The sequence below is a fragment of the Sphingomonas radicis genome, assembly GCF_051400635.1.
Taxonomy (GTDB): domain Bacteria; phylum Pseudomonadota; class Alphaproteobacteria; order Sphingomonadales; family Sphingomonadaceae; genus Sphingomonas.
The window spans coordinates 157,088-177,931 of record NZ_JBLFFG010000001.1; the positions used below are offsets into that span (position 1 = coordinate 157,088).

Genomic DNA, 20,844 nt, shown 5'->3' on the forward strand with positions numbered 1-20,844 from the left:
ATCTCAACGGATCGAGTATTGACCTGAAAAGAAAGTCAATTTCGGGTTTACCAGAAACCCTCTCCCCACCCGGGAGAGGATTGGCTTAGCTAAGCCCCCTCCACCCAGGCGGTCAGTAGCGTGTGGGCGATCGCATAGGGCGGGGGTGCGCCGAAGGTGGCCGCCGGATCGCGGGCCAGCGCGAGGCGAACCTCGTCGCGACTGAACCAGCGTGCGTCCTCCAGCTCGTGGACATCGATCGCGATCCGCTCGTCGAGCGCCTCGGCGATGCAGGCAATCATCAGCGAGGAGGAGAACGGCCACGGCTGGCTAGCGACATAGCGGACTGCGCCGGTCGGCACGCCGGCTTCTTCGGCAATCTCGCGCCGGACTGCTTCCTCGATCGATTCGCCGACCTCGAGGAAGCCCGCCAGCGCCGAATAGCGGCCGGCCGGCCAGGGCGGCTGGCGGCCGAGCAGCACCTTGTCGCCGCGCTCGGCGAGCATGATCACCACCGGATCGACGCGCGGGAAATGCTCGGCGGCGCAGCTCGGGCATTTGCGCGCCCAGCCCGCACGAAATGCCTCGGTCGCGGTGCCGCAGACCGCGCAGAAGCCGTGCCTGCCGTGCCAGTCGACCAGGCTGCGGGCAGCGGCATAGAGCGCCGCGTCGGCGGCGTGGAACCGGTCGAGCATCGCGAACAGCGCGGGCGAGCGCCCGCCGGGCAAGGGCTGGCCGTGCGGCGGCGCAGCGGCGAACAGCGGCACGCCTTCGTCATAGCCCAGGAACAGCCGCTCGCCCGGTGCTGCGTCGAGCGCCGTCCAGACCAGCCGTCCTGCCTCGTCGAGCTGCGGATCGAGCCCGTCGAGCACGAGCAGCCGCGCGCGCGGATCGGCCTCGGCCGCCACGAGCAGCGCGGGCTCGTGGCGGACACGGTCGGCGCGGTCGATCGTGCCGCCGGTAAAGCCGGGTGCAATCACTTACTTTGTCCGAATCACTTCGCCATGTCGGCGTAGACGGCCTGCGAAAGCTCGCGCTTGAAGGGAATGTCGCCGAACAAGTTGATCATGCCGGTAGCGCGCACCTTATTGGCGGGGTCCGCCCAGCCGATCGACCCGGCCGCGCCCGCCCAGCCGAATGTGCCCTTGCCGGGTCCGCCGGGCCTGTCCGCGAGATAGACCGATCCGCCCGCGCCGAACCCCATCGGCACGCCGCTGTCCTTGGCCATCTCCATCAGCGCCGACTTGTCCACGCCAGCCGGCAGCAGATCGGACATGGCCAGCCGTACCGTTTCGGGCTTGAGGATACGCGCGCCGCCAAGCTCGCCGCCGTTGACCAGCATGTGGAGGAACCGATCATAGTCGCGCGCCGACATCACCAGCCCCGCGCCGCCATAGGCGAAACTCGGCGGCTGGAGCCACACCGAGGTCGCGCCCGGGTCCATCGGGATACGGTTCGCGCCCATCTGGGCATAGTTGGTCGCCAGAATACCTGCCTTGCCGGCGGGCACGGTCCAGTAGCTCGACGTCATCCCGAGCGGCGCGAAGATGCGCGTGTTCACGAACTGGTCGAAGGGCATGCCGCTCGCGACTTCGATCACGCGGCCGAGCACGTCGAGCCCAATCGAATAGCTGAACTTCGCCCCCGGATCGGCGATCAGGGGCAGTGTCGCCACGCGGTTGGCGAATTCCGCGAGGCTCTTGGGCCGCGCGGTGCGCATGCCCGGCTCCATCGCCTGGCTCACCTGCGCGGGGTTGATGCCCAGCCGGTTGTATTCGTCGAGCAGCGGCCCCTTGGTGATGATGTTGTAGCCGAGCCCGGCGGTGTGGGTGAGCAAGTGGCGCACGGTGATCGGCCGCGCCGCCGGGCGGCTGGTGAGGTCCTTCGCCGGATCGACGAGCACCTTCATGTCCTTGAATGCCGGGATGAAGTCGCTGATCGGCTGGTCGAGCCGCAGCTTGCCTTCCTCGACCAGGATCATCGCGGCGATGCCGGTGATCGGCTTGGTCATCGAATAGACGCGCCACAGGCTGTCGATGTCGGCCTTGGGTGCGCTCGGTTCGTTGGCGATCCGGCCCGCGGCGATCACGGTGGGCGCGGCGTCGCCCCTGGCGAAGACCGCCACGGCGCCGGGCACGCGCCCTTCGGCGACATAACGGTCGACGAGCGCCTGCGTCTGGCTCGCCGCGGCAGAGGCGTGATGCCCCGCGTGCTGCGCCAAAGCCCCCGGCGTGGCCAGCGCCAGCGCGGCCGCGAAACTCAGTCCCAATGCCTTATGCATATTCCCTCCCGAACACCCGCGCCGCCTTGGCGAAAACCGTGGGCAGCCCCGCCGATTCGATCGCCTCGACCGGCCACCATTCGCCTTGGCTGCCCTCTGCTTGCGACGGGATTGTGGCAGCCGCAAGCGCGACGTCGAGGTTGAAATGGGTGAAGCCATGGCTGACGCGCGCATCGAGCAGACGCCATTCTGCCGCGAAAGGCGCGCCCTCCAGGCCCGGCGGTGATGCTTCCCATGGCCCGGTGGGGAGCGCGCGCATACCCCCCAGCAGCCCCTTGCCCGGACGACGGACGAGCAGCACATGCCCGTCACGCTCGGCCCAGAACATCGTCCCGAAGCGCTGCGGCTTGGGAGTCTTCTTCGCCTTGACCGGAAAGGCTTCGGGCGTGCCAGTCGCGAAGCCTGTGCATTCGCTGCGCAGCGGGCAGAGCAGGCAGCGGGGGTTTCGCGCGGTGCAGATGCCCGAGCCCAGGTCCATCATCGCCTGGGCGAAATCGCCCGCGCGTGCGTCAGGCGTGATCGAATCGGTCAGTTCGCGGATGCGCGGCCTGGCGCCCGGCAGCGGGTCGGCCAGCGCGAAGAGGCGTGCCACGACGCGCTCGACATTGGCGTCGACCACCACGGCGCGCCGCCCGAACGCGATCGCGGCGATCGCGGCCGCCGTATAGCCGCCTATCCCGGGAAGCATGCGGAGCGCCTCTTCGGAGTCGGGAAGTCCGCCCCGCGCTGCGACTTCGCGCGCGCAGGCGAGCAGATTGCGCGCCCGGGCATAATAGCCGAGCCCGGCCCAGGCGGCCATCAGTTCGGCATCGTCGGCTGCCGCCAGCGCCTCGAAGCTCGGCCAGCGCGCAGTGAACTTCTCGAAATAGGGGATGACGCTCGCGACCTGGGTCTGCTGGAGCATCACTTCGGAAAGCCACACGCGATAGGGTTCGGGGGCGTTGGCGCCCGGCCGCGCGCGCCACGGCAAGTCGCGGGCGTGGGCGTCGTACCAGGAGAGCAGCGCGGCGGCGATTGCGCGAGGGACGTTGTCGGGCACAGGCCCCTATGGCATGGGTTGGCGGAAATGACGAAGCCCCCCAAGCCACGCGCCACGACGCGCCAGCCCAAGCTCGAGCCGCAACGGTCCAACCGTGCCCGCCCGGTCTCCGAGCTGCTGCCCGACGTGGGACGCGCGGCGTTCCGCAAGTTCGGCTTCGTCCAGCACAGCGTGGTGAGCCGCTGGGGCGAAATCGTCGGCGAGCGCTACGCGCGGGTCTCGATTCCCGAATCGATCCGCTTCCCGCAGGGCAAGCGCGCAGAGGGCGTGCTGAGCCTGGTCGTCTCCGGCGCGCACGCCCCGATGATGCAGCATATCGCGCCCGAGATCGTCGAGCGGGTGAACCGCTTCTTCGGCTATCCCGCGGTCGCGCGGCTCGCGATCCGCCACGGCGAGGTCAAGCGCGCCGAGCGGGCCACGCCGCCGCCGAGCCTCAAGCCCTTGTCCGAGGCGATGGGGGACAGCCTGCGCGGGATCGCCGATCCCGAGCTCAAGGCCGTGCTCGAATCGCTCGCAGCGGGGGTGGTGGCAAACGAAGAGATGCCCAAGCTGGGGCGGATCGACTGATGCGCGCGTTCCGGCTCCTCGCGGCGACACTGCTACTGCTCATCGGCCTGGGTCCCGCGGTCGCGGGCCAGGGCAAGCCCGCCAACTGGGTGAACACCGTCGTGCGCACGGCTGAGGGCGGCTATCGCCAGGGCAATCCCAACGCTCCGATCAAGCTGATCGAATATGGCTCGCGCACCTGCCCCGCCTGCGGCCGCTTCGCTGCCGATGGTATGGAGCCGCTGCGCCGCGAGTGGATCGCGAGCGGCAAGCTCAGCTACGAATTCCGCGACTATCTGGTCCATGGCGCGCCCGACCTCGCGCTCGCGCTGCTCAACCAGTGCGTGCCGGTGCAGCGCTTCTTCCCGGTGCTCGACGCGATATTCGCCAACCAGAAGGCGTTCGACGCGCATGCGCTGACAGAGAAGTCGCCGCAGCAGGTGCAGGGCTGGCAGCAGCTTCCGCCCGCGCAATCGGCGACGAAGTTCGCCGAGGCGCTGGGAATGATCGCCTTCATGCAGAAGCAGGGCGTGCCCGCGGCGCAGGCGCGCCGCTGCCTAGCCGACACTGCGGCGATCGGGCGTATCGCCAAGACCAACGCCGACGCCGTCAACGTCCATGGCGTGCGCGGAACGCCGAGCTTCTTCATCAACGGGCGCCGCGTGGGCGCCTATAGCTGGGACCAGCTCCAGCCCGAGCTGCGCGCCGCCGACAGCTGATCCTCTTCCCTCAGGAGACCACAAGACATGCGCTCTGCCCTCACCCTGATCCCGCTCCTCGCACTCGCCGCCTGCGGCGGTGGAGCCGGTGGTGATAATGCGACGCCTGCCGCATCCGAAAGCCCGGTCGCGACGGTCGCGCCGCCGGCTGGCACCAACTGGGTCGATACAGTCACCAAGACCGCCGAAGGCTGGGTACTCGGCAATCCGAACGCGCCGATCAAGCTGGTCGAATATGGCTCGCGTACCTGCCCCACTTGCGGCCGCTTCTCGACCGACGCGATGGAACCGCTCAAGCAGAAATACATCTCCACTGGCCGGGTGAGCTATGAGTGGCGCGACTTCCCGCTGCACGGCGCACCCGATCTCGCGCTGGGTCTGCTCAACCAGTGCATGCCGACGCCGTCGTTCTTCGCGATGCTCGAGCAGATGTTCGCCAACCAGCAGCAGTTCCTCGAGCGGCAGCAACAGCTTCCGCCGGCGGCGATCCAGCAGCTCCAGACGATGACTCCGCCGCAGGCTGCGGTGGCGATGGCCGACGGCCTGGGGATCGTCGATTTCGTCAAGCAGCGCGGGCTTCCCGAAGCGCAGGCGCGCGAGTGCCTGAACGATCAGGCGGCGATCCAGCGCATGGCCGACGGCATGGCCAAGGCGACCAACGAAATGGGCGTGAACGGCACCCCGACGTTCCTCATTAACGGCGAAAAGCTCGAGGCGGCGATGTGGTCGCAGGTCGAACCGGCGCTTCGGGCGGCCGGCGCGCGATGACCGCCTAGGGGCCGCGGGGGGCGGCGATGCAGATCAAGCGGCTGCGGCTGACAGGCTTCAAGAGCTTCGTCGACCCGGCCGACCTGCGCATCGAGCCGGGACTCACCGGCATCGTCGGCCCCAACGGCTGCGGCAAATCCAACCTGCTCGAAGCGCTGCGCTGGGCGATGGGCGAGAACAGCGCCAAATCGATGCGTGGCGCGGGGATGGAGGACGTGATCTTCGCGGGCACGGCGACGCGACCCGCGCGCGACTTCGCCGAAGTCTCGATCCTCGCCGAGCAGGCGGGGGGCGACGACGACGGCGAGCTCGAAGTCGTCCGCCGGATCGAGCGCGGGGCTGGCTCCGCCTACCGGATCAACGGCCGCGACGTGCGGGCGAAGGACGTCGCGCTGGTTTTCGCCGATTCGGCGACCGGTGCACACTCGCCTGCGCTGGTCAGCCAGGGCCGGATCGGCGCGATCATCCAGGCCAAGCCCGGCGAACGGCGCGCGATGCTGGAAGAAGCGGCGGGCATCGCCGGGCTCCACGTCCGCCGCAAGGACGCCGAGCAGAAGCTGCGCGCGACGGAGGCCAATCTCGCGCGGCTGGACGAGGTTATCGGCGACCAGGAAAATCGCGCCGCGCAGCTCAAGCGTCAGGCGCGCCAGGCCGAACGCTACCGCGAGCTCTCCGATCGTATCCGCGTTGCCGAGGCGCGGATGATCTTTTCGCGCTGGCGCGAGGCTGCCGAGGCTGCGGACATCGCCAAGAAGGAGGCCCAGGCCGCCGAAGCGGTCGTCGCCGAGCGCACCGCAGCGAACGAGGCCGCGATCGCGAAGCAGCAGGCAGCGGCCGAAACGCTGGCAGGCGCCCGCGCGGCGGCGCTCACCGTCCGCGACCGCGCCACCGACGCGATGCACCGGCTCGCGACGCTGCGCAGCGAGCGCGCCGCGGTCGAGCGCCGGATCAACGAGCTCAAGGACGCCGAGGCACGCCTGACCGACGACCGCTCGCGCGAAGGTGCACTCGCGCGCGACGCCACCGACGCGCTCGCGCGGCTGGCCGGAGAGGCCAAGGCGCTCGAGGCGCGCATCGCCGAATCGACCGCGCGCATGCCGACGCTCGACGCCGCGCTCGCCGATGCCGAGCGCGCCGCGCGCGATGCCGAAGTGGCGCTGGCGCAGGCACTCGCCGCCCAGGCAAGCGAAGCCGCGGAGGCGCGCGTCGCTGAAGCAGCGCTGGCCGCCGCGCGCACCCGTGCCGAACGTGCCGCGCGCGACAAGGCGCGCGTCGATGCCGAGCTTCACGCGCTCGCCGATCCCGAACCACTCAAGGCCGAGAAGCTGCGTGCTGCCGACGCCCGCGCCGAATCGCTCCGCCAGGCCGAGACGGCGCGCGCCGGCCTTGCGCGTGCCGATGCCGCCGAACGCACGGCGATCGAGAGCCGGGACCGCGCCCAGGCCGCACGCTCCGCCGCGCACGCCGAACTTACCCAGCTCGACAGCGAGGCTGCCGCCCTCGCCAAGGCGACGCGCCCCTCCGACAAGGACAGGCTGCTCGACAAGCTCCGCGTCGACGCCGGCTACGAACGCGCGCTTGCCGCGGCGCTGGGCGACGACCTCGAAGCCGGACTCGACGCGGCCGCCGAGCGCCACTGGGCGGGTGCCGAACCCCAGCCCGGCGATCCCGCCGCGCCTGCTGGCACCACGCCGCTCGCGCAGCACGTCACGGCACCCGCCGCACTCGCCCGCCGGCTCGCGCAGGTGCTCGTCGCCGAGAAGGATTCGGGCCAGCAGCTTGCGGCCGGCCAGCGGCTGGTGACGCTCGCCGGCGTGCTCCGCCGCTGGGACGGCTATGTCGCGCGCTCGGGCGGCGCCGCCGCGGCCGAACGGCTCGAACGCGTCAACCGGCTCGCCGCGATCGAGAAGGAACGTCCGGCCGCGGTGCGCACCGTCGACGCCGCCGACGCCGAGCTCGCGCGGATCGACGAAGCGATCGCCGAGGCGCGCCGCGCCGCTGCCGACAGCCGCCGCCTGCTCGACCATGCCGAGAATGCCGGGCGCGAAGCGGGCCGTGCCGAGGACCGCGCCACTGCGCAGCTCGAACGGCTCGAATCGCAGCGTGCCGATCTCGAAAGCCGCGTCCGCCGCGTCGCCGCCGAGCAGGAGGAAGCTGCCGCCGAGCTCGCGCGCGCCGACGCCGCCAAGGCCGCGCTCCCCGACGGCAGCGCCACGCGCGCCAAGGTCGCCGCGCTTTCGGGCGATGCCGAGCGCCGCCGCGCCGCCGCCGCCACGGTGCGTGCCGAGCGCGGCGGGCTCGAGCGCGAGATCGCGAGCGCGCGCGAGCGGCTCGCCGCCGCCGAGGCCGAGAGTCGCAGCTGGAAGTCACGCGCGGGTGAGGCGGCGCGCCGCACTGCCGAGATGGACAAGCGCGCAGTCCAGCTCGCCGACGAAAGCGCCGCGCTCGCCGAACGTCCGGCGAAGCTCGATGCACAGGTTGCCGAAGCCGAAGCGGCCACCGAGAGCGCGCGCGCTCAATCGTCCGAGGCGATGGCCGCGGAGCAACAGGCCGAGGGCGCGCTTCGCGCCACCGAAGCCGATGTCCGCACGGCCAACGAGGCGCTGGCAGTGGCCCGCGAAACCCGCGCCGGCGCGGTTGCGCGCGCCGAGAACCAGGAAGCGCGCCGGATCGAGATGGGGCACCTCTCGGGCGAGCGCTTCGAATGCCCGCCGCCGCTGCTTCCCGAAAAAGCGGGCTTCGATTCGGACACGGTGCGCACCCCGCAGGACGAGTCCGCGGCGCACGAGCGGCTCAGCGCCGAACGCGAGCGGATCGGGCCGGTCAACCTCGTCGCCGAAGCCGAGCTCGCCGAGCTGGAGGCCGCCTTCACTACCAACGCCAGGGAGCGCGACGAGCTCGCCCAGGCGGTGAACCGGCTACGCGGCTCGATCGGCACGCTCAATCGCGAGGGGCGCCAGCGGCTGCTCGCCGCCTTCGAAGCCGTCGACCAGCATTTCCGCCGGCTCTTCACCACGCTGTTCAACGGCGGACAGGCGCATCTTGCGCTGATCGATTCGGACGATCCGCTCGAGGCCGGGCTCGAGATCATGGCGCAGCCGCCCGGCAAGAAGCTCCAGTCGCTGACCCTGCTCTCGGGCGGCGAGCAGGCCCTGACCGCAGTCGCGCTGATCTTTGCGCTGTTCCTCACCAATCCCGCGCCGATCTGCGTGCTCGACGAAGTCGACGCCCCGCTCGACGACGCCAACATCGAGCGTTTCTGCGACCTGCTCGAAGCGATGACCCGCGAGACGGCGACGCGCTACCTGATCGTCACGCACAACGCCGCGACGATGAGCCGCATGCACCGGCTGTTCGGCGTGACGATGGTCGAGCGCGGAGTGAGCCGGCTGGTGTCGGTCGATCTTGGCGGGGCAGAGAGCTTATTGGCGGCGGAGTAGCCGCAGGCGCCCCCTCCCCCCGGGAGAGGGAAGGGCCAGCACTCGCTCGTACAGCGCGACATACTTCTCCGCCATCGCCTCGACCGAGAACCGTGCTTCGACCGCAGCGCGGCACGCAGCCCGGTCGATCGCCTCGATCTGCGCGAGTGCGGTAACTGCCTCGCCTACCGAACCGACGAGGAACCCCGTGCGTCCGTGGTCGATCAGCTCGGGCATCGAGCCGCGATTGATCGCGATCACCGGCGTGCCGCATGCCATGGCCTCGATCACCGACAGCCCGAACGGCTCGTCGAAGTTGATCAGGTGGAGCAGCGCCTTGGCGCCGCCCAGCGCACGCACCCGCGCCTCGCCGCCCACCGGACCGTGGTAGCGGATCTGCATCCCGTCGACGTGCGGCGCCACTTCGCGGTCGAAATAGCCCTGATCCTGGATGATGCCGTATAGATCCAAGTCGCGGCCGGTCGCCTTGGCCACCTGGATCGCCTCGGCAGCACCCTTGTCGGGGTGCATACGGCCGAAGAACAGCAGGTCCTCGCCGCCCAGCGGATCGAACGGGAATTCGTCCAGCCGGATGCCGTGGTGGATCGTCGCCGCGTAACGCAGGCTCGGATGCCGATCGGCATCCGAGATCGCAACATAATGGATGCGGTCCTCGTACGGCTTGTACATCGGCAGGATCCGCTCGGACGAGAAGCCGTGGATCGTCGTGACTATCGGGGTGTCGACCAGGTTCGCGAACGCATGCGCCGGAAAATCGGCCTGGTTGTGGATCAGGTCGAACTCGCCCGCGCGCTCGAAGACATGCGCGAGATGGGCGTATTCCCACACCTTGGCGTCGATCGCGCCGTCTTCCTCATATCCGCGCGGCACCACCCCTGCGAGCCTGCTCGCGGTGATCGAATCCTGCGTCGCGAACAAGGTCACGTCGATCCCGCGAGCGACCAACGCTTCGGTGAGCAGGCTGGTCACCAGCTCCCAGGGGCCATAGTGGCGGGGCGGCGTGCGCCACGCGATCGGCGCCAGCATTGCGATCTTCATCCGAGGATATAGCCTTCGTCGGGCCCGAGGACCGCGGGATCGCGCCCGCCCTGCGCGGCGAGCAGCACCGAGAGCCCCTCAGCCCATTCGGGGATGGCGAAGGCCTGCGGCCGGTCGGTCAGGTTTAGCACCACCAGCAACCGCTCGTTGCCGCGACGCCGCTCATAGGCGAGCAGCCCGTCCGAACATTCGACCGGCAGCCAGTCGCCGATCGACAGGGCCGGGCGCGACCGCCGCAGCGCCAGCAGGTCGCGGTAGAGCCGCCACATCGATCCCGGTACTTCGCGCTGCGCGGCGACGTTGCGCTCCTGCCAGTCGGGGTGGAGCGGCAGCCACGGCCGTCCGCCGGTGAAACCCGCGCCGGGGCTCGCGTCCCATGCCATCGGGGTGCGCACCGGATCGCGGCCGAGCCCCAGCCCGGGCTCGTTCAGTTCGCGCGGGTCCTGCACCTGGTCGGCCGGCACCGCGACGTCCATCATCCCGATCTCGTCGCCGTAATAGATCGTCGGCGTGCCGCGTAGCGTGAGCAGCAGCATCGCCGCGACACGCGCCTGGGCGGGGCCGAAACGCGTCGCGGCGCGCGGGCGATCGTGGTTGCCCAGCACCCAATTGGGCCAACCGCCCGCAGGCAGCGCCGCCTCATAGTCGGCGATGAGCTGCGCGAGCGCACGTGCTTCCCACGGCGCTTCGATCAGCTGGAAGTTGAAGGGCAAATGCACCCCCGCCTCGCCCCGCCCGTAATAATGCATCAGCCGCTCGACCGGCAGGTAGATCTCCCCCACGAGCACGCGGCCGGGATAGGAATCGGCGACGCGGCGCATGTCGGTGGCGATGCCGTGCACTTCGGGCTGGTCGGTGGAATGGAGTTGGAGCAGCTGGTGCATCTCGCCCATCGCCGGAGTGTAGGCCGGGTTGGGCGGATTGTCGGGGAAGTCGGCGTGCTTGATCATGTGCCACAGCACGTCGATCCGAAAGCCATCGACGCCGCGATCGAACCAGAAGCGCAGCACGTCCATCATCGCCTGGCGCACTTCCAGGTTGCGCCAGTTGAGGTCGGGCTGGTCCTTAAGGAAGGCGTGGTAATAATATTGGCCGGTGGCTTCGTCCCACTCCCAGGCCGATCCGCCGAAGTCACTGATCCAGTTGTTGGGCGGGCGCCGCTCGCCATCCGGCCCGATCACCGGATCGCGCCAGATGTACCAATCGCGCTTCGGATTGTCGCGCGAGGAGCGGCTTTCCTTGAACCAGAGGTGCTCGCTCGAGCTGTGGTTGGGCACGAAATCGAGCAGCAGCTTGAGCCCGCGCTCATGGCAAGCCGCGAGCAGCGAATCGAAGTCCGCCAGCGTCCCGAAGCGCGGATCGATGCTGCAGTAATCGGCGACGTCATAGCCGAAATCGGCCATCGGCGAGGGATAGATCGGCGAAATCCAGATCGCGTCGACGCCGAGCTCGACCAGCGCATCGAGCCGCGATTCGATTCCCTTGAGGTCGCCGATCCCGTCGCCATTCGAATCCTGGAAGGAGCGCGGGTAGATCTGATAGATCGCCCCCTTCTGCCACCAGAGCGGTTCGGTCATCGGGCAAATCCTTCGTGTTTTCCCCGTGCTCCTGCGAAAGCAGGAGCCCAGGGTAACGAAACGAATCGCGTGCGACTCCTGGGCTCCTGCTTTCGCAGGAGCACATGTCCGGCGGAGAGCGTCGCGTGGCTCACCGGAACCGCTCCTTGGGCAGATGGGTGATCCGGCACGCCAGATCGGCCTCGCCGCCCGCCACGACATAATTGTCCCCCGCATCCGCCACGCCGGTGGTGAAGACGACCGGGGTCGGCAGATACATCTGGTGTGCGACGTCGGCGGTGAGCGCGGGGTTCGCCTCGAGCAGCGGTTCCTCGTCCTCCAGCCGCAGGATCTTCGACGGATCGTCCCTGTCGAGCAGCGCCCAGAAGCTGCGATAGATCCCCACCGCGTCTTTTTTCTCGACACCGTGGTAGATCAGCATCCAGCCTTCGGGCGTGAGCACCGGCTGGCTCCCGCCGCCGATCCGCTGCGTGCTGGTAGTTCCCTTGCGCGCGCGGATCCCCGGCTGGTCGAGCGGCTTCCAGTGAAGCCCGTCGGGCGATTGCGCGAGGTTTATCGAAGGGCCGCCAAGCCAGGGGCTATCCTCGGGATAGGCGAAATAGACTTCGCCGAGCGGCCGGGTGAGCGCCATGAACTTGCCGCCGATCTTGCCCTCGAACAGGATCATGTCCTTGTTCTGGTGATCGAGCACCACGCCGAGCAGCTTGTAGTCGAGCCCGTTCACCGAATGGTATATCGCTGTGCAGTGGCGCTCGGCAGAGACGCCGCACACCGTCATCCACCAGCTGCCGCCGACCAGGCTGATCCGCGCGTCCTCGACGCCATATTCGAGGAAGCTGGCCGAAGGGGCGATCGCCTTGTCGTAGTGGATCCTGACGATCTCACGGGCGTCGCGGCTCACTTCCACCGGCAGCAGCCATGAGAGCGACGTGAGCCCCAGGAGCCGCGGGTTGCGCTCCTTGAGCGCGAATTGGCGCGGATCGTCCATGTGGATGCCGTGGAGCGGGTGGCGGTCGAGGACATAGCCTTCGGGCGTCCAGCGGATCGCGCGGGCGCAATCGCCCTGTACCGGTTCGGATAGCGCCTCGGCCACGCGCACCATCAGCAGCAGGTTGCCGTTGGGCAGCCGCGCGAACCCCGGATTGAACGCGCCGAGCACATGCGTGGGCTCGTGCACCGATCCGCGCAGCGGAGACTGGCGCAGGTCCACGTCGTCGGGGCGGAAGATCAGATAGTCGTCGTTCACCTGGGCCCCCCTTTTCGCTTGCTCCGGGCCCGTCGAACGGCGGGCTCAGCCCGAACGGGGCTAGATCGTTTCGGTTCCGCCTTGCAACCGCTCGTGGTGGCGGATCACCTCGTCGATGATGAAGCGCAGGAACTTCTCCGAGAATTCGGGATCGAGGTCCGCATCCTTGGCGAGACCGCGAAGCCGCGCGATCTGGGCTTCCTCGCGCGAAGGATCTGCGGGCGGCAAGCCATGCTCGGCCTTGTAAGCGCCCACCGCCTGGGTGACCTTGAAGCGCTCGGCGAGCATATGGATCAGCGCGGCATCGATATTGTCGATGCTCTGGCGATAGCGAAGCAGCGTCTCGTCGGGCATGGCGCCCTCTTTTGCCCGGGCGCGGACGCTACGCAAGCCTTGCCTTTGCGGCCGTCCCGCGCCAGAGCCGCCGCCATGAGCGCCACCATCCATCGCTTGGGGCAACGGCCCGAGCCTTCGCTGGAACCGATGCTTGCGCTGGTGGCGCACGATCTCAACCTAGTGAACCAGGTGATCCTCGATCGGATGCAGTCCGACATTCCGCTGATTCCCGAGCTAGCCGGCCATCTGATCGCGGGCGGCGGCAAGCGGATGCGGCCGATGCTCACGCTCGCGAGCGCCAAGCTGCTCGGCTATTCGGGAACGCGCCACCACCGGCTCGCCGCCGCGGTAGAGTTCATCCACACCGCGACCTTGCTCCATGACGATGTGGTCGACAATTCGGACCTGCGCCGCGGCAAGCGCACTGCCAACATCATCTGGGGCAATCCGGCGAGCGTGCTCGTCGGCGATTTCCTGTTCTCGCGCAGCTTCGAGCTGATGGTCGAGGACGGCAGCCTGAAAGTGCTCAAGATCCTGTCGAACGCCTCGGCCGTGATCGCGGAGGGCGAAGTCAACCAGCTCACCGCCGTGCGCCGGATCGACCTTTCCGAGGAACGCTATCTCGACATCATCGGCGCCAAGACTGCCGCGCTGTTCGCCGCCGCCTGCCGCATCGCCGCGGTGATCGCCGAGCGCTCCGAAGCAGAGGAGTCCGCGCTCGACGCTTATGGCCGCAATCTCGGCATCGCCTTCCAGCTCGTCGACGATGCGATCGATTATGTCTCGGACGCCTCGACGATGGGCAAGGACGCCGGGGACGATTTCCGCGAAGGCAAGATGACGTTGCCGGTCATCCTCGCTTATGCCCGCGGCGACGATGCGGCGCGCGCATTCTGGAAGGAAGCCATTTCGGGCCGCCGCATCGCCGACGAGGATTTCGCCGAGGCGATCCGCCTGGTCCGCGACAGCCGCGCGGTCGATGACACTCTGGCGCGGGCGCGCCATTATGGCCAGCGCGCGATCGACGCGCTCGGCGGCTTCGCACCCGGCGCAGCCAAGGATGCGATGATCGAAGCAGTCGAGTTCGCGGTCGCCCGAGGTTACTAGCCCCGACGTTTCCCCCGAACCACCGTTCGCCCTGAGCCTGTCGAAGGGCGGCTCCACGCGCGGTAAGCGCCCTTCGACAAGCTCAGGGCGAACGGAGTTCCTTTCGACGGCGCCCGCCGCTATTCGTCCTCGACGATGTCCTCATCGTCTTCGTCGACGCCGAGGATGTCCTCTTCGTCGGAATCGAGCTGCTCCTCGATCGCCTCGACGATCAGATCGAGCTGCTCGTAGCTGGCGGCGAACTCCAGCGTCTCGCCGTCCTCATCCTCGAGGTGCAGGGTGTAGTCGCCGTTGGTATCGGGCGTGATGGTGAACTGTGCCAGGGTCTTCGCCATGTCCTCATGCTCCTTGCCTCGATTGCGCCCAACACGGACTTGGGGAATTGGTTGCGCGCGATGAGTGAGAGCCTGCCGATCCACGCTGTATTGCCCCAGTTGCTCGCCGCACTGCGCGAGAGCAGCAACGCCGTGCTCGTGGCGCCGCCCGGCGCAGGCAAGACCACGGCGGTCGCCCCGGCGCTACTCGGCGAGGGCTGGTGCACCGGCGAGGTGTTGCTGCTCTCGCCCCGCCGCCTCGCCGCGCGCGCCGCCGCCGAGCGGATGGCCGCGCTGGCAGGCGAGCCGGTGGGCCGCACCTTCGGCTATGCCGCGCGGATGGACAGCAGGCGCTCGGCCGAAACCCGGGTTACCGTCGTGACCGAAGGCATTTTCGTCAACCGCGTCCAGGCCGATCCCGAGCTCGCCGGCGTCTCCGCAGTGCTGTTCGACGAAGTCCATGAGCGCAGCCTCGACAGCGATTTCGGGCTCGCGCTCGCGCTCGACGCCCAGGCAGCGCTCCGCCCCGATCTGCGCCTCGTCGCCATGTCCGCCACGCTCGACGGCGCGCGCTTCTCGGGCCTGATGGGAAACGCCCCGGTGATCGAGAGCGAGGGCCGCAGCCACCCGCTCGAACTGCGCTACCTCGGGCGCGCGGCCGAAGCGCGGATCGAGGATTCGATCGCCGCCGCGGTGCGCACCGCACTTCGCGAGGCGGAGGGCGGAGTGCTCGCGTTCCTGCCTGGCGTCGCCGAGATCGAGCGAACCGCCGAGCGGCTGGGCGACATTGCCGGCGTCGCGCTCCACCGCCTCCACGGCAGCCTCGATCCCGCCGCCCAGCGTGCAGCGATCGCGCCCGACCCTGAGGGTCGCCGCAAGATCGTTCTCGCCACGTCGATCGCCGAGACCTCTCTGACGCTCGACGGCATCCGCATCGTGGTCGACTCCGGGCTCGCCCGCCGCCCGCGCTACGATCGCGCCGCCGGGATGACTCGGCTCGTCACCGAGCGCGCCAGCCAGGCATCGGTCACGCAGCGCGCCGGCCGCGCCGCCCGCCAGGGTTCCGGCATCGCCTATCGCCTGTGGGAGGAAGCCGCCACCGCCGGCCTGCCGCGCTTCGACCCGCCCGAGATCCTCGAAGCCGATCTTTCCGCGCTGCTGCTCGACTGCGCGCTGTGGGGCGTCGCCGATCCGCGCAACCTGCAGTGGCTCGATCCGCCGCCCGAAGCGGCGATTTCCGAGGCCCGCCGCCGCCTCGGGAGTCTCGAAGCGCTCGATGCCGACGGCCGCCCGACGCCGCATGGCAAGGCGATCGCGCGCCTGCCGCTCCCGCCGCGCCTCGGCCATATGTTGGTACGCGCGGGCGAGATGGGGCTGGCGCGTACCGCGGCGCAGGTGGCGGTACTCCTCGGCGAGCGAGGGCTGGGGGGTAACGATCCAGACCTCGAGCTGCGGCTGCGGCGCTGGCGGAGCGAGCGGGGACAGCGGGCCGAAGGCGCAAGGAAGCTGGCCGAACGCTGGGCGAGGCTTCTCCCTCTTCCCTCTGGGGAGAGGGCCGGAGAGAGGGGAAGTGCGACGCATTCTCCCCTCGTGCCCCTCTCCCAACCCTCTCCCCAGAGGGGAGAGGGCTTTGAAGCGGCAATCTGCGTCGCCCTCGCCTTCCCCGATCGCATCGCCCGCCGCCGCGACGCCAGCGGCGAGACCTGGGCATCCGCCGGCGGCCGCGGATTCAGGCTCGATCCTGCCTCCAGCCTGGCCCGCGCCGAATGGCTCGCGGTCGCCGAGACGCAGGGCATGGCATCGGGCGCGCGCATCCTTTCCGCCGCGCAGATGGACGCCGCCACGGTCGAATCGCTTTTCGCCGATCGGATCGAGACGCGCCGCACCGTCAGCTTCGATCCCGCCACCGGCCGCATCGAAGCGCTGCGCGAGCGGCGCCTCGGCGCGATTCGCCTGTCGAGCGGCAGCGATTCGGCCGCCTCGCCCGCCGAAATCGAAGCTGCGCTGCTCGAGGGCGTGCGCGCCCACGGCCTGGCACTTCTCCCCTGGTCCGAAACTGCCCGGGCGCTCCGCACCCGCGCCGCCTATGCCGGCAATGACGCACTCTCGGGCGAAGCGTTGCTCACTGCGCTCGACGACTGGCTGCCGCCGCTGCTCGCAGGCAAGCGACGCCTTGACGCCATCGCGCCCGAAGGCCTCACGCAGGCGCTCCAGAACCTGCTCGGCTGGGATGGGCAGAAGACGCTCGACCGGCTCGCTCCCGCGCGCTTCGAGACGCCCGCCGGCTCGACTCACCCGATCGATTACGAAGCCGAGGGCGGCCCCACGGCCGAAGTCCGCGTCCAGGCGCTGTTCGGGCTCGACCGGCACCCGCTGCTCGGCGACGGCACCCCGCTGGTGCTCAGCCTCACCTCGCCTGCGGGCCGCCCGATCCAGACGACGCGCGACCTGCCGGGCTTCTGGAAGGGCAGCTGGACCGCGGTCGCCAAGGAGATGCGCGGCCGCTACCCCAAGCATCCCTGGCCCGACGATCCCGCCGCCGCCTCGGCGACGCTGCGTACCAAAAAGGCTGATGCAAGAAACGCGTCCGCGCGTTAGAGGCGGCAGCAATCGATTGGAGGCACAAGTTGAAGACCGCGCGTATCTTTCAGCGTCCCAAGAACGCGATGCAGTCGGGCCGCGCCCGCACCGATCTATGGATGCTCGAGTTCGAGCCCGCGACTCCGCAGCGCGCCGACCCGCTCACCGGCTGGAACGGCAGCGGCGACACGTCGAACCAGATCCGCATCGCTTTCCCCACGCTCGACGCCGCCAAGGCCCACGCCGAGCGCGAAGGCTATGCCTATCACGTCGTCCCTGCGCCGGAACGCAAGCTCAAGCTCCAGGCTTACGCCGACAATTTCCGGTGATCCCGGCCGGCGGCAGGGATTGACTTGCCTGTCCCCGTGCGATGCTATCGGTACGGGTGGGTCAGCAAAGGAGCATGTCATGGCTGTCGCCAAGACCATCGAGATCATCACCGCTTCGTCCAAGGGAATCGAAGACGCCGTTCAGACGGGCGTCGCCAAGGTATCCGAGACCATCAAGAACATCGAGGGCGCCTGGGTGAAGGACACCAAGGCCGTGATTCGCGACGGCAGGGTAATCGAGTGGCGCGTGACGCTGGCCGTGACCTTCGTCGTCGAGTAATCATTTAGCCGACATCTCTGGTCGTCATTCTGCGAAAATGGAATGACGGCAAAGAGTAGCTCAACCCAGCAGCGATTGACCGAGCAGGAGCAGCAGCTTCACGTCGACGCCAAAGCCCTCGGCGCGCTTCTGCGCCACGAAGGCCGGCACCTCGCTCAGCGCCACCCGGTGGACGTTGATGTCCTCGTCGTGCGTGCCGCCGCCTTCGCCGATCTTCTCCAGTCCCGCCGCGCGCACTAGCGTGAAGCCTTCGCTCACCATGCCGGGCGAGGAGTGGAAATAGCCGAGCTCCTCCACTTCGGCGCAGCGATAGCCGGTCTCCTCCTCCAGCTCGCGCCGCGCAGTCGCGGCGGCGGTGTCGCCGTCGTGCTCGTCGCCGATCAGCCCCGCCGGAAGTTCGAGGCAGCGCCGGCCGAGCGGCACGCGATACTGGTCGACGAGCAGCACATGGCCGGTGTCGTCCACCGCCAGAATGACCGCCGCCTGCATGCCACGCGCGCGCGAGACATATTCCCATTTGCCCTGTCGCTTGGCGGTGATCCACTTGCCCTGCCAGGCGATCTCGACCGGTTCGTCCGTCATGGCCGCGGCCTTAGGGGGAGACGCCGCGAATGGAAATGGCCGGAAGGGGTCGCTGGCGTTTATTTCGTCCGTGTATAGGGAACGAAGTCCCCCAGTATCGCGAAGCCGCGGGGGAAGCCGCCTGCCCGATCGACGAACCGCACCGAATCGACGCTGCACAGCTGCGAGCCGAACGGCCGGGTGACCATGATGTCGTCGTCGCGCAGGCTGTCCGCGCCGGAGCGAGGCACGTTGACCCAGATCGTCTTGCCGGTGCCGTAGACGATCGCCTTGCCCTCGACGATCTGACTGTTGCGCGTCTCGGTGAGGTTCAGGCAGTTGACCGGCTTGCCGGCCACGCGGCCCTCGAGCAGCTTCCGCAGCTCGGCATCGGAATCGGACTTCTGCGAGGCGACAGCCGGCGCCGCGGCCAGCAGCGCGCCGAGGATGAGGATGGGGGTTAGGTTTCGCATGGTCCCGCGTATAGCACATCCCACCTGAATTTACGCTGACGATCCCGCGGAACCCTTCGCTGCACCCTCAGGCGCGGGCGCCCATCGGATTATCGGCGCCTGCTTCATAGGTTCCGTGCCCCGCGATCACCTTGCCGCTTCGGAACTGGAGGACCTCGCTCACGCGCGCACCGGTCTGGTTGCGGTACTGGATGACCAGCGTTTCGACGCCGCCGAACACATGCTCGACGGTGAAGTGCAGGTCAGGGATCCGGCGAAGACCCTCCTCCCAATAGGCCCGCAGCGCGACCTTACCCACGATCCGCCCGCCGGTCTGCGGGAGCAAGCGCGCGGCGAACGGCGACGTGAAGACCACTTCGTCGTCGAAATGGTCCAGCACCCGATCCAGGTCGTGCGCGTTCCAGTCCTCGCACCATTGGCGCGCAAAGCCGTTCCAGTCCATGAGCGCTCTCCAGCCGAAAGGACATCAGCCTAGCGCCGATCCTCGCGGCCGCAATCGGGCGGGCCAGCTGAAAAGCGCGCGTTAACCGCCGAGCAATCTGCATGCTGCTTATGCAATGGCGAGCCGTGCGGTCCGGACAGCAATCTCCGCACGGCTCATCCCTGCCATCGAGCGCGGAGGTCCTGAGATCGAAAACCTCGCCCGCTTACTCGACCCAACTCGCTCGAAATGGGATCGCGGTCGCCGCGCTCGAGAGCTATTGCTGCGCCTTGTCGTCCTTCTTTTTCGCACCCTTCACGAAATAGCCGCCGCATACGCGCTCGCCGAACAGCGTCGATCCCGTTCCGAATTTTGCTGGACTATATTCGGCCGCTTCCACAGGCGCCGTAACGGCGGGCGCCTGTCGGCCCAGCATGTCGCGGACGGCGGCCAATTGGTCCGTATCGACAGGCCTGAAGCGCGGACCCTCGGGAAGGTCGAAGAAATCTGCGAAGCCATAGCCGCTGATCGACACCTTTCCCGATCGTAGCGCCTCTTCGGTGAGACGCTCGCGGTGCCAGGGAGAGTCGAATTCGCCCAGATAGACAACCCGCCCGGGTTTGACTTCAAATTGCCACGAGCCAGCATTGAAGCACAATGCCCATTTGTCCTGCTGCGAATAGCTCTGGAAAACCCAGCGGCCAGGCTTGACGCGCATCACTAGATAATCACCTAGGAATTTCTTCTTCTGCGCTGCGAACTCTGCACTTCCGCCGAACGGCTTTCCCAGAAGTTTCTCCGCAATCGGATCATAGCTGGTGAGAGTAAGTCTGAACGCAGACTTCATCGATGGGGCCGGCTGCCACCATTCGGTCTTCATGACGACAAGTGCCGATTCCGAATTCGAGTCGAGCGCCAATTCTTTCCTCGGCGTGGCGTCAACCGAGGCTGGCAGCACGCAGGCGCCAAGCGCCGGCACGATTGAGAACGCCCGCATTACCATCAGCTTCATTATGCCCCCCTTAGTTCCCCGCTCGGTTTAAGGCACAACATTCCGGCAATTGCCAGAGCATGTGTTCCGATCCAGGCAACCGCCTTGGGCCCGAACCTCAAGGACCCAGGCAATCCCGAAGCGCAGATCCTAAATCTCGATCAGCCGATCCGGCAGCTCGTTGGTGTCGCCGTCGCTGCGTGGGAAATGTTCGGCGAGCACCTTGCCGATCCGCGTCACCGCTTCGGCCATGCCGTCGCCTGGCCGACGGTCCTTCACCGCCGCGATCAGCGCTGCCATCGCTTCGCCCCAAACTTCGGGTGCGACTTTCGAGTGGATCGATTCGTCGGCGATGATCTCGGCGCGGTGCTCGGCGAGGCTCAGGTAGAGCAGCACGCCGGTCGAGGCCTTGGTGCGCTTCTCGGCCGCGGTGCGGAACAGCGCGAGCGCGCGCCGGCCCACGCGGCGCGTCTTGGTAGCCCCGGGCGTCGCCAGCATCCTCAGCGCATCCCAGGCAAAGGCGAAGCGCACCGCCAGAAACACCACCACCATCAGCAGCAGCGCAAAGGCCAGATACCAGCCTGGCAGCGTTTCAGACCAGCCGTCGACCAGCTGCGCGTGCAGCCATTCGACCGGCCCGGGCTGCCACGCGAGCAGCGCCAGCACCAGCAGCATCGCCAGCACCGCCCAGTGCAGCGCCACGTCGTGATAGGCATCCGAGCTGCGCGCGACGACGGTAACGATCTCGCCGTCGGTATGCGCCTCGGCTTCAGTGACGGCCGCAGTCACCCGCGCATGGTCTTCGGAGCTCAACCGCAT

At 68.5% G+C, this 20,844-nt stretch carries 21 protein-coding genes; 8 read left to right on the plus strand and 13 right to left on the minus strand.

Going from position 1 to position 20,844, the window contains the following annotated elements:
• Positions 1-89: 89 nt before the first annotated feature.
• Genes nudC through ACMGDH_RS00730 form a run of 3 tightly spaced genes read right to left on the minus strand, consistent with a single transcriptional unit; the run spans position 90 to position 3,299 of the window.
• Entirely contained in the window at positions 90-959 is an 870-nt protein-coding gene (gene nudC / locus ACMGDH_RS00720; RefSeq protein WP_436826004.1) for an NAD(+) diphosphatase, read from the minus strand.
• Between the two features lie 14 nt (positions 960-973).
• A complete protein-coding gene (locus ACMGDH_RS00725; RefSeq protein WP_436826005.1) occupies positions 974-2,260 on the minus strand; it encodes a serine hydrolase domain-containing protein in 1,287 nt (428 codons plus the stop codon).
• Positions 2,253-3,299, minus strand: a complete 1,047-nt coding sequence (locus ACMGDH_RS00730; RefSeq protein ID WP_436826006.1) for an A/G-specific adenine glycosylase — start codon at positions 3,297-3,299, stop codon at positions 2,253-2,255. Before ACMGDH_RS00730 ends, ACMGDH_RS00725 begins: the two co-directional genes overlap by 8 nt.
• A 27-nt stretch (positions 3,300-3,326) precedes the next feature.
• On the opposite strand from ACMGDH_RS00730, the gene ACMGDH_RS00735 reads away from it, so the two are divergent.
• Genes ACMGDH_RS00735 through smc form a run of 4 tightly spaced genes read left to right on the plus strand, consistent with a single transcriptional unit; the run spans position 3,327 to position 8,772 of the window.
• Positions 3,327-3,866, plus strand: a complete 540-nt coding sequence (locus ACMGDH_RS00735) for a DUF721 domain-containing protein (RefSeq protein ID WP_436826007.1) — start codon at positions 3,327-3,329, stop codon at positions 3,864-3,866.
• Entirely contained in the window at positions 3,866-4,564 is a 699-nt protein-coding gene (locus ACMGDH_RS00740) for a DsbA family protein (protein ID WP_436826008.1), read from the plus strand. Before ACMGDH_RS00735 ends, ACMGDH_RS00740 begins: the two co-directional genes overlap by 1 nt.
• A 27-nt stretch (positions 4,565-4,591) precedes the next feature.
• Entirely contained in the window at positions 4,592-5,332 is a 741-nt protein-coding gene (locus ACMGDH_RS00745; protein WP_436826009.1) for a DsbA family protein, read from the plus strand.
• 26 nt (positions 5,333-5,358) lie between these two features.
• Positions 5,359-8,772 (plus strand): chromosome segregation protein SMC, encoded by a 3,414-nt coding sequence (smc, locus tag ACMGDH_RS00750; RefSeq protein ID WP_436826010.1) that lies wholly within the window; start codon positions 5,359-5,361, stop codon positions 8,770-8,772.
• On the opposite strand, the gene ACMGDH_RS00755 is transcribed toward smc, so the two are convergent.
• The 4 genes from ACMGDH_RS00755 to ACMGDH_RS00770 all read right to left on the minus strand — a co-directional run bounded on the left by ACMGDH_RS00755 (position 8,755) and on the right by ACMGDH_RS00770 (position 12,987).
• Positions 8,755-9,810: a glycosyltransferase family 4 protein gene (locus tag ACMGDH_RS00755; RefSeq protein ID WP_436826011.1), complete on the minus strand. Its 1,056-nt coding sequence runs from the start codon at positions 9,808-9,810 to the stop codon at positions 8,755-8,757. The two genes, smc and ACMGDH_RS00755, sit on opposite strands and share 18 nt — an antisense overlap.
• Positions 9,807-11,387 (minus strand): alpha-amylase family glycosyl hydrolase, encoded by a 1,581-nt coding sequence (locus ACMGDH_RS00760; RefSeq protein WP_436826012.1) that lies wholly within the window; start codon positions 11,385-11,387, stop codon positions 9,807-9,809. Before ACMGDH_RS00760 ends, ACMGDH_RS00755 begins: the two co-directional genes overlap by 4 nt.
• Positions 11,388-11,517: 130 nt before the next feature.
• Positions 11,518-12,633, minus strand: coding sequence for a glycoside hydrolase family 130 protein (locus tag ACMGDH_RS00765; RefSeq protein ID WP_436826013.1), 1,116 nt, complete (start codon positions 12,631-12,633; stop codon positions 11,518-11,520).
• A gap of 60 nt (positions 12,634-12,693) precedes the next feature.
• Positions 12,694-12,987, minus strand: coding sequence for a chorismate mutase (locus ACMGDH_RS00770; RefSeq protein ID WP_436826014.1), 294 nt, complete (start codon positions 12,985-12,987; stop codon positions 12,694-12,696).
• A 75-nt stretch (positions 12,988-13,062) separates the two neighbouring features.
• Between ACMGDH_RS00770 and ACMGDH_RS00775 the strand changes: the two genes are divergently transcribed.
• Complete coding sequence (locus ACMGDH_RS00775) at positions 13,063-14,076, plus strand: polyprenyl synthetase family protein (protein WP_436826015.1); 1,014 nt, start codon at positions 13,063-13,065, stop codon at positions 14,074-14,076.
• 119 nt (positions 14,077-14,195) lie between these two features.
• Here ACMGDH_RS00775 and ACMGDH_RS00780 read toward each other — a convergent pair whose 3' ends face one another.
• Positions 14,196-14,411 (minus strand): hypothetical protein, encoded by a 216-nt coding sequence (locus ACMGDH_RS00780; protein WP_436826016.1) that lies wholly within the window; start codon positions 14,409-14,411, stop codon positions 14,196-14,198.
• 60 nt (positions 14,412-14,471) lie between these two features.
• Between ACMGDH_RS00780 and hrpB the strand changes: the two genes are divergently transcribed.
• From hrpB to ACMGDH_RS00795, 3 genes are all read left to right on the plus strand, one after another.
• Positions 14,472-16,988, plus strand: coding sequence for an ATP-dependent helicase HrpB (hrpB, locus tag ACMGDH_RS00785; protein WP_436826017.1), 2,517 nt, complete (start codon positions 14,472-14,474; stop codon positions 16,986-16,988).
• 29 nt (positions 16,989-17,017) lie between these two features.
• Entirely contained in the window at positions 17,018-17,299 is a 282-nt protein-coding gene (locus ACMGDH_RS00790) for an ETC complex I subunit (RefSeq protein WP_436826018.1), read from the plus strand.
• A 79-nt stretch (positions 17,300-17,378) separates the two neighbouring features.
• Positions 17,379-17,579, plus strand: coding sequence for a dodecin family protein (locus ACMGDH_RS00795; RefSeq protein ID WP_436826019.1), 201 nt, complete (start codon positions 17,379-17,381; stop codon positions 17,577-17,579).
• Positions 17,580-17,639: 60 nt separating this feature from the next.
• Here the strand turns inward: ACMGDH_RS00795 and ACMGDH_RS00800 are convergent, their stop codons facing one another.
• The 5 genes from ACMGDH_RS00800 to ACMGDH_RS00820 all read right to left on the minus strand — a co-directional run bounded on the left by ACMGDH_RS00800 (position 17,640) and on the right by ACMGDH_RS00820 (position 20,844).
• The gene (locus ACMGDH_RS00800; protein ID WP_436826020.1) at positions 17,640-18,161 is read right to left on the minus strand and encodes an NUDIX hydrolase; all 522 of its coding nucleotides are present in this window, start codon (positions 18,159-18,161) and stop codon (positions 17,640-17,642) included.
• A 59-nt stretch (positions 18,162-18,220) separates the two neighbouring features.
• On the minus strand, positions 18,221-18,613 hold the full coding sequence (locus tag ACMGDH_RS00805) for a hypothetical protein (RefSeq protein ID WP_436826021.1): 393 nt from the start codon (positions 18,611-18,613) through the stop codon (positions 18,221-18,223).
• Between the two features lie 67 nt (positions 18,614-18,680).
• Positions 18,681-19,055: a nuclear transport factor 2 family protein gene (locus tag ACMGDH_RS00810; RefSeq protein WP_436826022.1), complete on the minus strand. Its 375-nt coding sequence runs from the start codon at positions 19,053-19,055 to the stop codon at positions 18,681-18,683.
• Positions 19,056-19,311: 256 nt separating this feature from the next.
• Positions 19,312-20,046, minus strand: coding sequence for a hypothetical protein (locus ACMGDH_RS00815; protein WP_436826023.1), 735 nt, complete (start codon positions 20,044-20,046; stop codon positions 19,312-19,314).
• A 129-nt stretch (positions 20,047-20,175) separates the two neighbouring features.
• Positions 20,176-20,844 (minus strand): TPM domain-containing protein, encoded by a 669-nt coding sequence (locus ACMGDH_RS00820; RefSeq protein WP_436826024.1) that lies wholly within the window; start codon positions 20,842-20,844, stop codon positions 20,176-20,178.

Coding starts and splice junctions, on each gene's coding strand:
- ACMGDH_RS00780 (WP_436826016.1), bottom strand. CDS start 14,411: ATGGCGAAGACCCTGGCACAGTTCACCATCACGCCCGATACCAACGGC.
- ACMGDH_RS00775 (WP_436826015.1), top strand. CDS start 13,063: ATGAGCGCCACCATCCATCGCTTGGGGCAACGGCCCGAGCCTTCGCTG.
- ACMGDH_RS00740 (WP_436826008.1), top strand. CDS start 3,866: ATGCGCGCGTTCCGGCTCCTCGCGGCGACACTGCTACTGCTCATCGGC.
- ACMGDH_RS00745 (WP_436826009.1), top strand. CDS start 4,592: ATGCGCTCTGCCCTCACCCTGATCCCGCTCCTCGCACTCGCCGCCTGC.
- smc (WP_436826010.1), top strand. CDS start 5,359: ATGCAGATCAAGCGGCTGCGGCTGACAGGCTTCAAGAGCTTCGTCGAC.
- ACMGDH_RS00735 (WP_436826007.1), top strand. CDS start 3,327: ATGACGAAGCCCCCCAAGCCACGCGCCACGACGCGCCAGCCCAAGCTC.
- ACMGDH_RS00805 (WP_436826021.1), bottom strand. CDS start 18,613: ATGCGAAACCTAACCCCCATCCTCATCCTCGGCGCGCTGCTGGCCGCG.
- ACMGDH_RS00810 (WP_436826022.1), bottom strand. CDS start 19,055: ATGGACTGGAACGGCTTTGCGCGCCAATGGTGCGAGGACTGGAACGCG.
- ACMGDH_RS00760 (WP_436826012.1), bottom strand. CDS start 11,387: ATGACCGAACCGCTCTGGTGGCAGAAGGGGGCGATCTATCAGATCTAC.
- ACMGDH_RS00800 (WP_436826020.1), bottom strand. CDS start 18,161: ATGACGGACGAACCGGTCGAGATCGCCTGGCAGGGCAAGTGGATCACC.
- ACMGDH_RS00820 (WP_436826024.1), bottom strand. CDS start 20,844: ATGCGGTTGAGCTCCGAAGACCATGCGCGGGTGACTGCGGCCGTCACT.
- ACMGDH_RS00755 (WP_436826011.1), bottom strand. CDS start 9,810: ATGAAGATCGCAATGCTGGCGCCGATCGCGTGGCGCACGCCGCCCCGC.
- ACMGDH_RS00725 (WP_436826005.1), bottom strand. CDS start 2,260: ATGCATAAGGCATTGGGACTGAGTTTCGCGGCCGCGCTGGCGCTGGCC.
- hrpB (WP_436826017.1), top strand. CDS start 14,472: ATGAGTGAGAGCCTGCCGATCCACGCTGTATTGCCCCAGTTGCTCGCC.
- ACMGDH_RS00795 (WP_436826019.1), top strand. CDS start 17,379: ATGGCTGTCGCCAAGACCATCGAGATCATCACCGCTTCGTCCAAGGGA.
- ACMGDH_RS00815 (WP_436826023.1), bottom strand. CDS start 20,046: ATGAAGCTGATGGTAATGCGGGCGTTCTCAATCGTGCCGGCGCTTGGC.
- ACMGDH_RS00770 (WP_436826014.1), bottom strand. CDS start 12,987: ATGCCCGACGAGACGCTGCTTCGCTATCGCCAGAGCATCGACAATATC.